Raw genomic sequence first — 12,825 nt, forward strand, 5'->3', positions numbered from 1 at the left:
CGGGTCGACTCGTTCTGCTGATGTCAGCATCAGCGCCGAAGTTTCCACATCTGCGGCGGATCGACTCCCGTCGTCGATTCCATCGGACTGGATCCTGACATTCTGGGCGGACAGGTCAAGGATGAGGAGATGACGGTGTCGATAGAGCTCGTGACCATGATCGTGACCGTCGCGACCACGCTGCTGGGGCTTGCCGCAGGCTTCGGATGGATGATCACGCGCACGGATACGCGGTTCGAGATGTTCGAGCAGCGTATGGATGCGCGGTTCGAGAAGGTCGAGCAGCGTATGGATGCGCGGTTCGAGAAGTTCGAGCAGCGCATGGATGCGCGGTTCGAGAAGGTCGAGCAGCGCATGGATGCGAGGTTCGAGAAGGTGGACGTCGAGCTCGGAGAGGTGAAGATCGCCATCGCCCGACTCGAAGGCCCGGCGCCACGTCTGCTTGTCGCCCGCTGATCTACGAGGCTGACTTCGCGCTGACCGGCGGCGTCGACATCTCGTCCTTGCGGAGCGGGCGCGCGGCACCCGAGAACAGGCCGGACAACACAACCAGGCCGACGAGGATGTAGAGCGTGTTGAGCAGTCCGATGTGCTCGCTGATGAAGCCGAGCACGGGCGGGCCGCCCAGGAACGAGATGTAGCCGATCGTCGCGGCTGCGCTCACTCGCGCGGCCGCCTTAGCGGGGTCGTCTGCGGCGGCGGACATACCGAGCGGGAAGCCGAGAGAAGCGCCGACGCCCCACAGCGCTGCGCCCACGAAGACGAGAGGAAGGCTGGGGGCGAGGATGAAGAGCAGGATGCCGGATGCGGCGGCAACCGCGAGGATGCGCAGCACGGCGACGCGGCCGAACCTGTCGACCAGGGGGCCTCCGAAGACGCGGACGACGGTCATCGCGACCGAGAACGTCGCGAGCGCGGCGGCGCCCAGTGCGGTACCGCCTCCGTGGTCTTCGGCGACGCCGAGGGCGAGCCAGTCGTTGGCACCGCCCTCTGCGAACGACATGCCGAGCATGACGACGCCGATCGCATAGGTGCGCGGTTCGCGCCAGGCGGACATCGCGACGTGCATCCGTTCCCGCCAGTGCGGCTTCTCTGCGTCGTCTGCCGCGGGGTCGAGCGCCTCTTCGCGTCGCGGCACGTTCGCGATGCTGGCGATGCCGATGGCGGCGATCGCGACGGCGATCACGAGCGTATGGGTGAAGACGTCGATGTGCAGCTGTGCGGCAAGCGCCCCGAGCCCGGCGCCGATCACGGTGCCGAAGCTGAAGAAGGCGTGGAAGAGGGGCAGGATCGTCTTGCCCGAGTGCTGCTCGATCGCGGTGGCCTCGACGTTCATCATGACGTCGACGCAGCCGTTGCCGAGTCCGAACAGCACGAGACCGATCAGCACCACGGAGTACGAGCCGAGGACGTTGGCGCCGATGCCGATGAGGGCCACGCCCGAGGCGAAGGTGAAGATCGACACCATCATGCCGAGGCGCGCGCCGGTGCGTGCCATGATCGCGGGGCTGGTCGAGATGCCGATGATCGAGGCGATGCCCGCGCCGAGCAGCAGCATGCCCACCTGAGCCTTGTCGACCTCGAGGGCGAGCTTGATGTCGGGGACACGGGACGCCCAGGTCGCGATCGAGAGACCGCTGGCGAGGAAGATCGCGAAGATCGCGGTGCGCCAGCGCACGTACTGCGATCGGGAGAGAGCCGTGTCCATGCGGATCAGCATATCGAATCGATTCGATGATCGGGAAGCCGGGGAGCTATCCTCGGAGTATGACGAGCCACGACAGCCCGCGCCGAGCGACGATCGCCGATGTCGCACGCGAGGCGGGAGTTGCCACGTCGACGGCATCCGTCGTCTTCAGCGGCAAGGCCAACGTCGCGCCGGCCACGCGCGAGCGGGTGCTCGCCGCAGCGGCGGCCCTCGGGTATGCCGGTCCCGACCCGCGCGCCGCATCGCTGCGTCGAGGACGCAGCGGCATCGTCGCAGTCGTTCTCGAGGGGCACCTGCGTGCGGCGTTCCTCGACCCGGTGACCACCGCCATGATGGACGGCCTGACCGATGGGATGGCCGAGCTCAGTGCCGGCATCCTGCTGATGCGCGACGAGCCGGGCGACGACGAGTCGTCTCTCTCGAACGCACCCGTCGATGCGGTCGTGCTGATCGGGTGCTCGGGGCGGGCCAAGGCGTCGCTCGACATCGTGCGCAGCCGGGGCCTGCCGGTCGTCGTGATCGAGGGCGACGCGGGAGAGGGCATCCCGAAGATCCTGCTCGACAATTCTGCGGCGGCCGCGGACGTCGCACGTCACCTGCGCGACCTCGGGCACCGCGACGTCGCACTCGTCACGCTGCCGCTCGACACCCGTCGCGAGCGGGGACCGGTCACTCAGGAGCGAATCGACGCGGCGACGGTGGATGTGACCATCGATCGCCTCGCCGGCATGCGCGAGATCTTTCCCGACGCGCCCGCGATCTCGGCCGGAGGCAGCTTCATCGACGAGGGGCTCCTCGCCGGACGGCATCTGCTGGCGGATGCCGAGACGCGGCCCACGGCGATCCTCGCTCAGAGCGATCTGATCGCCGTCGGCATCATCCGCGCCGCGGAGGAGCTGGGACTGCGCGTGCCCGAAGACCTGTCGGTCGCGGGTTTCGACGGGATCGCCGCCGATGGGCTCGGCGACCTCGTGCTCACGACCAGCGTGCAGCCGGCGGTCGAGAAGGGGCGCGCCGCCGGAGAGCAGGTCGCGCGGATGCTCCGAGGAGAACCCGGCCAGACCCTGCACCTCACGTGCCGGTTCCGCGAGGGAACGACCACCGCGGCACCAACCCGCTGACCGGGTCGCTGCGGTCTCGCTCAGCTGCGCTGCGGCCCCAGGGGCAGGGTCTGACTGCCGAAGTCCAGGATCGAGTACCGGCCGCACTCGACCACACGCTCAGGCTGCACCGCCTGCGGAAGATCCCACGGCACGGTCTGCGAATCCTCGACGAGGAAGGACACCTCGCCGACTGCGAAGTCCGTGCGGTTGACCAGCCACGCGTAGCCGTTGAGCTGATGATCGACCTGGACGAGGCGCGAGGGGTCTGCGACATGCAGTGCGGGCAGACGAACGGTCCAGAACTGTCCGGCGCCCGTGCGACCGGTGGCGTCGACCCAGTCCGTCACGCACGCGAGATCGGGGTCCGGCCGGGTGGTCGCGTCCGTCAGGCGCGGGATGCTGAGGCCGCCGACGACGAGAAGCACCACGCCGACGATGGCAGCTGTCGAACGACGCAGTCGGGCGGGGAGGCGAAGCACGCGAGGTGACGCGACGAGCACGAGCACCGGAGCGAAGACGAGAGGCTGCAGGTAGCGCGCGGCATGCGTGCCCAGCGCGATCGCCCCGATGACGACGATCGGTGCCGCCCAGGCCATCGCGGCGACGAGACGGGTTCCCGGGTCGCCCTGTTGCGCCGTTCTCGCGACGGCGAAGACGATGAGGGCGACGGTGACCAGCAGCCCGATCAGCCCGGGGAGGCTCTGGCCGCGTTCGGCGATGAGCCGTGCGTAATAGTCGACCGACTCGTGCCAGTGGTCGGGCTGCGCGTAGCCGACGCCGGTGTTCGCGATCCATGCCGCGAACGGAAGACGAGCCAGGAAGCCCGCGGTGGTGCCGGCGAGCAGCACCGCGATGAGGGCGAGGATCTGCGCACGCCGCGACGGCGACACGGCGGCGATGCCCAGGATGATCGCGAGGGGGAGGGTCACCCACACCGCGTACAGCGGGTTCGAGAGAGCCGATAAGAGCGCGACGGCGCCGAGAGCGATCGACGGCGAGGCTCTGAGGCGGCCGTCGTCGATCACGCGCCGAACGATGCCGACCGTGATGACGACGCCGATCACGGTCGCCGAGTAGTAGGTGGTCGTCAGCTGCAGGGATGCGAGGTCGAGCGCCTCTCGCGACGCCGAGACATCGGTCATCGCGAGCATGCCGAACACCCCGAGCGCGACGACGGACCAGGTGACGGGCGCAGAGCCCGCGCGGCCGCGGCCGGCGACGAGCCGGATGGCTCCATAGAGGGCGAGGAGATTGACGACCGCGCTGATCGCGAAGAGGCCGTTCACCGTCGCAGGCACGGCGGCGTCGATCGCGGTGAACGCCGCGGTCTCGGGCAGGAACAGCACGCTCGACATCGCCCAGTCGAGCGATTCTCCCGACAGCAGCGACCGCGCGAGCATCGCGACGACCAGCGAATCGCCGTCTCGGAAGAGCAGGTCGGACCGGGCTGACGACGCGACCACGGATGCGGTGACGATCGACACGGCGGCAGCGCACATCCAGCCGGCCAGCTCGCGCACCCACGTCCGAGTCACGGGGCTACTCTGCCACGAGCCCGCGGCAGACCCGGGCAGCGGGGCGGTCAGGAGACCTGCGACCTCAGATCCCAGACCTGCTCCAGGGGAGCGGTGCCCTCGGCGCCGTCTTCGTCGCGGAAGAGCTCGACGAAGCGACCGATGTCGGCCTGCCAGGCGTGGTCGGCCGGATCGTCCTCGAGCGCGGCGACCGCGGCATCCCAGTCATCGCAGTCGACCAGGTGGAACAGGCGCCGGCCCGACCTCCAGATCGTCCAGTCGTGGATGCCGATGCGCGCGAAGGTCTCGGCGAGAGCATCCGGGATGCGGGCGTGGTTCGTGCGGTAGTCGTCGACCGCGCCGTCGCGGATCTCGGAGTGCAGAGCGATGCGCATGAGAGGGTCCTTCCGTCAGTCCCTGGGCTGGAACGAGATCGCGACCGGGGTCGTCGCGTCCGCCACCTCGACCAGGATGGCACCATCGACGCGTTCCGCGATCACCGGATGCTCTCCGATCCGTGCGCTGCTCTCGTCGAGCAGGCCGTGCGGATCGGGGAGCTCGACGTGTCCGTTCCGGTCGACGACCGCGTGCACCGCGTCATCCGTGCGTGTCCAGCGCAGCCAGGGGTCGTCGGACGCCGGCATCCGCTCTTCCGGTCGCGCACCTAACAGGGCGTGCCCGTACTGCCTGTTCCAGTGGCCGATGCCCTCGAGGGTCTCTCGTTGCAGATCGGGGATGCGGCCGGACGCCTCGAGGCCGATGTTGAGCAGCAGGTTGCCGCCGCGTGAGACCACGTCGACGAGCAGAAGCACGGCCTCGTGCGCCGACAGCAGGTGCTCGCTCGTCTCCCTGCGGTTGTGGCCGAACGAGAGTCCGATCCCCCGGGTGTTCTCCCACGCCTCGCCGACCTCGACTGCGGTGCCGTGCACGTACTCGCTGGTGCGGAAGTCCCAGTGGGACTCGCCCCAGCGATCGTTGACGACGCCCTCGGGAACCTGCGCGTAGAACCTCTGGAAGGCGTGGGCGATGCTCTTCGGCCCCGGCTCGATTCCCGCAGCCGGCCACCGGATGTCACCCCAGAGGATGTCGGGACGGTAGCGGTCGATCAGGTCGATGACGTGGTCGTGCGCATATTCCGCGTAGGCGAGGTCATCGGGGGCGGGGGCGCCGTCATGGTCGATGGGCGGCAGGTCGGAGAAGTGCCAGTCGAGACCGCCCGAGTAGTACACGCCGAAGCGGAGGCCGGCCGCGCGCGTCGCGTCGGCGAAGGCTCCGATGAGGTCCTGTCCAGGGCCACGGGCGACGGTGTTGCGCCCATCCGTTCCCGGTGCGTCCCAGAGCGTGACGCCGTCGTGGTGCTTGGTCGTGGGGATGAAGTACCGCGCGCCCGTCGCCGCGACCACGGCGAGCACCTCGTCGGCGTCGAACTCCTCGGCCTTCCAGGCATCGAGGAAGTCGTCATAAGGAGCCCCGCCGTAGACCTCCTCGTGATGCCGGTGGGTCGGCGAGCCCTCGATGCGCATGGTGTTGGCGTACCACTCGGCATAGGGATTGTGGGCGTACCACTCGTCCCGTGGCACGGCGCCGAGCTCACCGGTGGGCTCTGCCCAGGCGGGAACCGAGTACGGCCCCCAGTGCACGAAGATCCCCAGTGCGGCGCCGCGGAACCACTCGGGAAGCGGTCGCTCGAACTCGCGGTAGGTCTCGGGACGAACAGGATCGGTTTCGAACATCGCCATCGGTAGGCACCTTTCATCACACCCTTGTGAACGGTTTCGTCTATCACGTATCCTATAGGAAATCTTGGACTCAAAGGAGAGGTTCGATGACAGACGCACGCTTCCGACGCCCCACAGAGCGCATCCCCGGCGGGGAGTGGTTCAGCGGCGCAGGCTTCGGCCTTTTCGTGCACTGGGACCAGGCATCGCAGCAGGGCATCGAGATCTCCTGGCCCCTCGTCGGACGATCGATCATCCCGGGTGAGGATGCCGTGGAAGACGCCGTGACCGTGGCCGAGTACCAGGCGACGGCTCCGACGTTCGACCCCGTGAACTGGGATGCCGCAGATCTCGCGCGTCGTGCCCGCGAAGCGGGAGCCACCTACCTCGTCTTCACGGCACGTCACCATGCCGGATACAACATGTTCTTCACCGAGGAGTCCGACTTCGGCGTGCAGCACGGCCCCTTCGGTCGCGACATCACCCGCGAGTTCGTCGATGCCGTGCGCGCCGAAGGCCTGAAGGTCGGCATCTACTACAGCCTCCCCGACTGGAACCACCCCGACTATCCGGCATTCCGCGATGAGGACCGGCCGTACAAGCTCGAGCACTGGCCCGCCGCGGGCCTCGCCGAGTTCGCCGACACCCCCGACGCGACCGATCGCCACCGGCGGTCGAGTCCGGAGGAGTGGTCGCGCTACCTCGACTACGTGCGGGCGCAGCTGACCGAGCTCCTCACCAACTACGGGCAGATCGATCTGCTCTGGTTCGACGGCGACTGGGAGCGCTCCGCCGTCGAGTGGACGGCGCCGGCACTGCGCCGCCTGATCAAGGAGCTGCAGCCCGATGTCGTCATCAACGACCGCCTGCCCGGCCAGGGCGACTACCGCACCCCCGAGCAGGGCTTCCCGCTCACCCCGCCGACAGGTCCGTGGGAGCTGTGCCTCACGATCGGCGATCACTGGGCATGGCGCACGGGGCCGGACAACGAGAAGTCCGCGCGGTCGCTGCTCGTCACCCTCATCGACGTCGTCGCCCGCGGCGGCAATCTGCTGCTCAACGTGGGGCCCGGTCCCGACGGTGCGCTGCCGGTGGTCGAACAGGAGCGGCTGGGCGAGTTCGCGGGATGGATGCACGCGCACGCCGAGTCCGTGATCGGTGTCGAGCCCACCGTCGGCATCGACTTCCACGGGCCGACGACCGCGCGCGCCGGACGCCTCTACCTGCATCTGACCGCGGTGCCGGTCGACGAGATCATCGTGCGGGGCCTGCCCGTGCGTCGCATCACCCGGGTGCACCGCCTGGCCGACGATATCGAGCTGCAGCATGACGCGAGCTTCGAGGTGCACGAGGCCTCGATCGCCGGCGACGACCTGGGCGAGCTGCGCATCGTCGCCCCCGCACCGAGCGGCGCCCTGATCGACGTCGTCGCCATCGACTTCTCCGAGTGACCCGAGCACGACCCGAACCCCCGAGCAGCACCCCCTCACCCATCGCATCGAATCAGCATCCAATGAAGGAGGCAGACAGAATGAATGCACTCTCATCCCGACGCGCGAAGCGTCTCATCCTGACAGGCGTCGCGGGCCTCACCGCTCTCACCCTCGCCGGCTGTGCCAGCGGCTCGGGAGGAGGAGGCGGCGACGCCGGCGGCCCTCTCGTGCTCTACACGTGGGCCGCCAGCGAGGGCGATCAGGCGCAGTGGGCTGACTTCATCGACGGCGCCCAGGCCGAGGATCCCGACCTCGACATCACCGTCGAGGGGCCCAGCTTCTCGGACTACTGGACCAAGGTGAAGACCCGCCTCAGCGGCTCGAACCCGCCCTGCCTGCTGACCACGCAGGCGGCCCGCGCGCAGGAGCTCGGCGACCTGCTAATGCCGCTCGACGACCTGATCGAGAAGTCCGACTTCGACATCGAGAACATCGACGCATCCATGCTCAGCGGCATGACGGTCGACGGCACGATCAGGGCGATCCCCTACGACGCCGAGCCGATCGTGCTGTTCTACAACGTCGAGGCGTTCGAGGCCGCGGGTCTCGAACTGCCCGGCACCGAGTACACGCGCGATCAGTTCATCGCGGATGCGAAGGCGCTGACCGACGGCGACAAGAAGGGCCTCGCGCTCGCACCCGGCATCTTCATCCCGAACGCCTGGTCGCTCGCCGACGGCGTTCCGGCCGTGACCGAGGACGGCGAGCTCGACCTCACGAACCCCGACTTCGTCGACCAGATCCAGAGCTTCTTCGACCTGGTGTCGGTCGAGCAGGTCGCCAAGGCCCCCGAGGCGGCGGACGGCTCGGAGGTCTCGCAGCAGGCCTTCACCTCGGGCGAGGTGCCGATGCTGATCGAAGGTCCGTGGATGTACGGCAGCTTCGCCGACGCCGCCGACTTCACGCTCGGCGTCACGATCGTCCCGTCGACCAGCGGCGAGGCCGCCGCGATGACGGCGGGTTCGGGCTTCGGCATCGCGGCCAACTGCGACCGCCCGGACGAGGCGTTCGCGGCGATCGAGGCACTGACCTCGGTGTCCGTGCAGGAGAAGCAGGCCGAGGCGCGCGGCATCGTTCCGGCGCGCATCGAGGCGCTCCCGGCCTGGGCTGAGGGCAAGACCGAGGGTGCGGCCGAGGTCGTCGAGGCTCTGCTGGCCGATGCGACCCCGCAGCGCACCACCCCGACCTGGAACCAGGTCGAGACCCTGATGACCCAGTACGGAGTGCAGGGCTACCGGGGTGAGCTGACGGCGGAGGAGATCATGGAGACCATCCAGAACTCGGTCGCGGGCTGAGCGGATGGCGATCATGAGCGAGCGGAGAGAGGCCACGGCCTCCTCTCCCGTGCCCGGCGCGGCGGGAGTGCCCTTCGGCGCTCCCGCCCCGCGGGTTCCCCGCCCCCCGCGACGGCGCGGCCAAGCCTGGGTGGCGGTGGCCTTCCTCGCACCCGGGATGATCGGGTTCGTCCTCTTCATCCTCACTCCGCTGTTCGGGTCGGCCTTCATCAGCCTGTTCGACTGGAAGCTGTTCGGCAGCCCCGACTTCATCGGCTTCGAGAACTACGTCAAGCTGTTCCGCGACCCGACGTTCTACACGGTGCTCGGCAACACCCTGATCTTCGCGATCGTGTACACGGCGCTGAATCTGGTCGTCGCCCTCACCATCTCGCTGTGGCTCAGCACGCGCATGAAGGCGGCCGGGGCGTGGCGGGTCATCTTCTTCCTGCCCGTGATCACGCCCATGGTGGCCAACGCGCTGGTGTGGCGACTCCTGCTCTCGCAGGACGGTCTCGTCAACTCGATGCTCGCGACCGTCGGCGTCGACGGACCGAACTGGCTGTCGGACTCGGCGTGGGCGCTGCCCTCGGTCATCGCGATGTCGGTATGGCAGTCGTTCGGCTACAACGTGATCGTCCTGTCGGCCGGACTCAGCGCCATCCCGAAGGAACTGCTCGAGGCCTCTCGCATCGACGGCACCTCGGCGTGGCAGCGACTGCGCTTCATCATCCTCCCGCTGCTCTCGCCGTCGCTGTTCTTCTGCTCCACGATGACGATGATCGGCGCGTTCCAGGTGTTCGTGCAGCCGCTCTTCCTCACGCAGGGAGGGCCGGGAGAGAGCACCAACACCTTCGTGCTGTACCTGTACCGCAACGGATTCGTCTTCGATCGGCTCGGCTATGCATCCGCTCTCGCGTGGATCCTCTTCCTCGTCGTGATGCTCATCACGGCCCTGCAGTTCGTCGGCCAGCGCAGGTGGGTGAACTATGAGTGACGTCGTGAGCCTGCCCCGTCGTGCGCGACAGCGCCGTGAGTCGCTCAAGGAGTGGCTCAACACCGCAGCCATCGCCGTGGTCGCGCTGATCTTCGCGTTCCCCTTCATCTGGATGTTCCTCACGGCGCTCAAGCCCGAGAACGAGGTCTTCACCGCCACCCCGCAGATCTTCGGATCGGAGATCCGCTGGGCGAACTTCGTCGAGGCGTGGACCGTCGTGCCGTTCGGACGCTTCATCCTCAACGGCCTGTTCGTCGCGATCCTCGGCGCCGTCCTCTCGGTGATCGTCGCCGTGCTCTCGGCCTACGCCTTCTCTCGACTGCGGTTCAAGTACCGCGACAAGCTCTTCCTGCTGTTCGTGCTCACTCTCGTGCTGCCGCAGGAGGTGCTCGTCGTCCCGCTCTTCATCATGATCAACAGCTGGGGATGGAACGACAGCTACGCGGCCCTCATCATCCCGTTCGCCTTCACCGCGTTCGGCACCTTCCTGATGCGGCAGTTCTTCCTCACCATCCCCATGGAGTACGAGGAGGCGGCACTGATCGACGGCGCCTCGCGACTGCGCACCCTGTGGTCGGTGCTGCTGCCGCAGCTGGTCGCCCCGCTCAGCGTGCTCGCGGTGTTCTCGTTCATCGGCTATTGGAACTCGTACCTGTGGCCGCTGATCATCATCAACACGCAGGACATGGCCACCGTGCCCCTCGGGCTCGGCATGTTCACCGGTCAGTTCGGCACGCAGTGGTCGCTGCTCATGGCCGCATCGACACTGGCCGTCATCCCCTCGTTGATCCTCGTGCTGCTGCTGCAACGGCAGCTCATCAAGGGGGTCACCCTGGGCGGACTCGGAGGACGCTGATGACCACGACACACCACACCACGAAGCCCTTGCGGGAGGCCGTCGCGGACGCGACGGCCGGCAGCCGCATCGTGCACGCGGAGGCGCAGCTGTGCGACCTGCCCGTGGAGACCGAGCGCACGGATGCCCTGCAGACGTTCGTCAAGCAGGAGACCATCTTCGTGCGGCTGCGCACCGCCGACGGCACCGAGGGCATCGGCTACAGCTACACGATCGGCACCGGCGGCGGGGCGGTGCTCAGCATGCTGCGCGAGACGCTGCTGCCCGCTCTGATCGGGCTCGAGGCCGAGCGTCCCGAAGCGCTGTGGCTCGCACTCTTCGGCATCACTCGCGCCACCACGGTCGGGCCGATCACGGCACTCGCGCTCGCCGCGGTCGACACCGCGGTCTGGGATGCGAAGACCCGTCGCGCCGGACTCCCGCTCTGGGTCGCCGCCGGAGGCGCGTCGCCCTCCGTGCCCGTGTACGACACGGAGGGCGGATGGCTGCACTTCCGCACCGACGAACTCGTCGCCCATGCGGTCGCCGCCAAGGAGCGCGGCATGGGCGGCGTGAAGATCAAGGTCGGCATGCCGCGAGGGCACCAGGACCTCGAGCGACTGCGTGCCGTGCGCGACGCGGTCGGACCCGGCATGGACATCATGGTCGACGCGAACCAGTCGTTCACGGTCGCCGAAGCCGTGCGTCGAGCCCGGCTGTTCGAGCAGGTCGACGTCTTCTGGTTCGAAGAGCCCCTGCCTGCGGAGGACGTCGAGGGGCATCGTCTTCTGGCGCGCTCGACGTCGGTGCCGATCGCGGTCGGCGAGAGCATGTACTCGCTCGGTCACTTCCGCGAGCACCTGCAGCGTGGCGGCGCGTCGATCGTGCAGGCCGACGTCGCCCGGGTCGGCGGGATCACTCCGTGGCTCAAGATCGCGCATCTGGCCGAGTCCTTCAACGCCCCCGTCGCGCCGCACTTCCTCATGGAGCTCCACGTCTCCCTCGTCTGCGCGATCCCCAACGCGCTGTACCTCGAGCACATCCCGCAGCTGCGAGCGGTCACGACGGGCGAGATCCGCATCGAGAACGGTCGCGGGTGGGCGCCGACGCAGGCGGGCCTCGGCATCCCCTGGAACGATGACGCCCTGGGCCGGCTGATCGTGTCATGAGTGCGCCTGCCTCCACCGCAGCGAAGCCCGTCGCGATCGGACGCGGAGGGCTTCTCGCCCCGCCTGTCGCCTATGGGGCTGCCGCGCTCGGCAATCTCTACCGGGCGCTGGACGACCGGGAGTGGCCGCGGATCGTGCCGGCCGCGTGGGAGGGCGGCGTGCGGTACTTCGATGTCGCGCCGCACTACGGTCTCGGCCTCGCCGAGCGACGCCTCGGCGAGAGCCTGCGCGAGCTCCCGCGTGAGGAGTACATCGTCTCGACCAAGGTCGGACGCCTGCTGGTTCCGCAGGATGCCGCGGGCCGCTCGGACCTCGACAACCTGTTCGACGTGCCGGCGGATCATCGGCGCGTGCGCGACTACTCCCGCGACGGCGTGCTGCGCTCGGTCGAGCAGTCGCTCGAGCGCCTCGGACTCGACCGCATCGACATCGCTCTGGTGCACGATCCCGATGAGCACGAGCGCGAGGCGCTCGAGGGTGCCTTCCCCGCCCTGAGCGAGCTGCGGGACCAGGGCGTCATCCGCTCGTTCGGTGCCGGCATGAATCAGAGCGGCATGCTCACGCGGTTCGTGCAGGAGACGGATGCCGACGTCATGATGGTCGCCGGGCGCTGGACGCTGCTCGACCAGTCGGCCGCCGATGACCTGCTCCCGATCGCCCGGGAGCGCGAGGTGACGGTGCTCGCCGCCGCCGTCTTCAACTCGGGAATCCTCGCGACGGATGCTCCCGCTCACGATGCCACGTTCGACTACGGCCCCGCGGACCGCTCGGTGCTCGCCCGGGCTCAGGCGATCGCCCGGGTCGCCCGGCATCACGGCACCACACTCCCCGAACTGGCCGCACAGTATCCGCTGACGCATCCCGCCGTGGGCGCGGTGGTGATGGGCGGTGCCAGCGCGGAGCAGGTCGCGCGCAACAGCCGTCTCGTCGCACGCCCGGTCGCCGCGGCGGTCTGGGACGATCTGCGTGATCGCGGTCTGATCGCCGACGAAGGGCACCCCCTACGATGAGACT

The 12,825-nt window shown here is 68.5% G+C and carries 12 protein-coding genes; 8 read left to right on the top strand and 4 right to left on the bottom strand.

Annotation, left to right across the window (positions count from 1 at the left end; genetic code table 11):
- The first annotated feature begins 129 nt into the window (after positions 1-129).
- A complete protein-coding gene (locus AKG07_RS12950; RefSeq protein WP_053098299.1) occupies positions 130-456 on the top strand; it encodes a hypothetical protein in 327 nt (108 codons plus the stop codon).
- A gap of 1 nt (position 457) precedes the next feature.
- On the opposite strand, the gene AKG07_RS12955 is transcribed toward AKG07_RS12950, so the two are convergent.
- Complete coding sequence (locus AKG07_RS12955; protein ID WP_082298064.1) at positions 458-1,708, bottom strand: MFS transporter; 1,251 nt, start codon at positions 1,706-1,708, stop codon at positions 458-460.
- 59 nt (positions 1,709-1,767) lie between these two features.
- Here AKG07_RS12955 and AKG07_RS12960 point away from each other — a divergent pair, with 59 nt between their 5' ends.
- Positions 1,768-2,829, top strand: a complete 1,062-nt coding sequence (locus AKG07_RS12960; RefSeq protein ID WP_053098300.1) for a LacI family DNA-binding transcriptional regulator — start codon at positions 1,768-1,770, stop codon at positions 2,827-2,829.
- 20 nt (positions 2,830-2,849) lie between these two features.
- Here AKG07_RS12960 and AKG07_RS12965 read toward each other — a convergent pair whose 3' ends face one another.
- The 3 genes from AKG07_RS12965 to AKG07_RS12975 are packed head-to-tail and all read right to left on the bottom strand — an operon-like array spanning position 2,850 to position 6,064.
- A complete protein-coding gene (locus AKG07_RS12965; protein WP_053098301.1) occupies positions 2,850-4,346 on the bottom strand; it encodes a hypothetical protein in 1,497 nt (498 codons plus the stop codon).
- Positions 4,347-4,393: 47 nt separating this feature from the next.
- Positions 4,394-4,720 carry an L-rhamnose mutarotase gene (locus tag AKG07_RS12970; RefSeq protein WP_053098302.1) on the bottom strand — a complete coding sequence of 109 codons (327 nt, stop codon included), beginning with the start codon at positions 4,718-4,720 and terminating at the stop codon, positions 4,394-4,396.
- Between the two features lie 15 nt (positions 4,721-4,735).
- Positions 4,736-6,064, bottom strand: a complete 1,329-nt coding sequence (locus tag AKG07_RS12975) for an alpha-L-fucosidase (protein WP_053098303.1) — start codon at positions 6,062-6,064, stop codon at positions 4,736-4,738.
- Between the two features lie 86 nt (positions 6,065-6,150).
- On the opposite strand from AKG07_RS12975, the gene AKG07_RS12980 reads away from it, so the two are divergent.
- From AKG07_RS12980 to AKG07_RS13005, 6 genes are all read left to right on the top strand, one after another.
- Positions 6,151-7,494, top strand: a complete 1,344-nt coding sequence (locus AKG07_RS12980; RefSeq protein WP_053098304.1) for an alpha-L-fucosidase — start codon at positions 6,151-6,153, stop codon at positions 7,492-7,494.
- A gap of 80 nt (positions 7,495-7,574) precedes the next feature.
- A complete protein-coding gene (locus AKG07_RS12985; RefSeq protein WP_233277270.1) occupies positions 7,575-8,831 on the top strand; it encodes an ABC transporter substrate-binding protein in 1,257 nt (418 codons plus the stop codon).
- A 13-nt stretch (positions 8,832-8,844) separates the two neighbouring features.
- Positions 8,845-9,807, top strand: a complete 963-nt coding sequence (locus AKG07_RS12990) for a carbohydrate ABC transporter permease (RefSeq protein WP_232224506.1) — start codon at positions 8,845-8,847, stop codon at positions 9,805-9,807.
- Positions 9,800-10,663, top strand: coding sequence for a carbohydrate ABC transporter permease (locus AKG07_RS12995; protein ID WP_053098307.1), 864 nt, complete (start codon positions 9,800-9,802; stop codon positions 10,661-10,663). Before AKG07_RS12990 ends, AKG07_RS12995 begins: the two co-directional genes overlap by 8 nt.
- Positions 10,663-11,811: a mandelate racemase/muconate lactonizing enzyme family protein gene (locus AKG07_RS13000; protein ID WP_082297937.1), complete on the top strand. Its 1,149-nt coding sequence runs from the start codon at positions 10,663-10,665 to the stop codon at positions 11,809-11,811. Before AKG07_RS12995 ends, AKG07_RS13000 begins: the two co-directional genes overlap by 1 nt.
- Positions 11,808-12,821, top strand: a complete 1,014-nt coding sequence (locus AKG07_RS13005) for an aldo/keto reductase (protein WP_053098308.1) — start codon at positions 11,808-11,810, stop codon at positions 12,819-12,821. Before AKG07_RS13000 ends, AKG07_RS13005 begins: the two co-directional genes overlap by 4 nt.
- Positions 12,822-12,825 lie beyond the last annotated feature (4 nt).

The organism is Microbacterium sp. CGR1 (assembly GCF_001266755.1).
Classification (GTDB): Bacteria; Actinomycetota; Actinomycetes; order Actinomycetales; family Microbacteriaceae; genus Microbacterium.

Excerpts from the sequence above, each read along its gene's own strand:
- AKG07_RS12950 (WP_053098299.1), top strand. The coding sequence starts at position 130 with ATGACGGTGTCGATAGAGCTCGTGACCATGATCGTGACCGTCGCGACC.
- AKG07_RS12955 (WP_082298064.1), bottom strand. The coding sequence starts at position 1,708 with ATGGACACGGCTCTCTCCCGATCGCAGTACGTGCGCTGGCGCACCGCG.
- AKG07_RS12960 (WP_053098300.1), top strand. The coding sequence starts at position 1,768 with ATGACGAGCCACGACAGCCCGCGCCGAGCGACGATCGCCGATGTCGCA.
- AKG07_RS12970 (WP_053098302.1), bottom strand. The coding sequence starts at position 4,720 with ATGCGCATCGCTCTGCACTCCGAGATCCGCGACGGCGCGGTCGACGAC.
- AKG07_RS12975 (WP_053098303.1), bottom strand. The coding sequence starts at position 6,064 with ATGGCGATGTTCGAAACCGATCCTGTTCGTCCCGAGACCTACCGCGAG.
- AKG07_RS12980 (WP_053098304.1), top strand. The coding sequence starts at position 6,151 with ATGACAGACGCACGCTTCCGACGCCCCACAGAGCGCATCCCCGGCGGG.
- AKG07_RS12985 (WP_233277270.1), top strand. The coding sequence starts at position 7,575 with ATGAATGCACTCTCATCCCGACGCGCGAAGCGTCTCATCCTGACAGGC.
- AKG07_RS12990 (WP_232224506.1), top strand. The coding sequence starts at position 8,845 with ATGAGCGAGCGGAGAGAGGCCACGGCCTCCTCTCCCGTGCCCGGCGCG.
- AKG07_RS12995 (WP_053098307.1), top strand. The coding sequence starts at position 9,800 with ATGAGTGACGTCGTGAGCCTGCCCCGTCGTGCGCGACAGCGCCGTGAG.
- AKG07_RS13000 (WP_082297937.1), top strand. The coding sequence starts at position 10,663 with ATGACCACGACACACCACACCACGAAGCCCTTGCGGGAGGCCGTCGCG.
- AKG07_RS13005 (WP_053098308.1), top strand. The coding sequence starts at position 11,808 with ATGAGTGCGCCTGCCTCCACCGCAGCGAAGCCCGTCGCGATCGGACGC.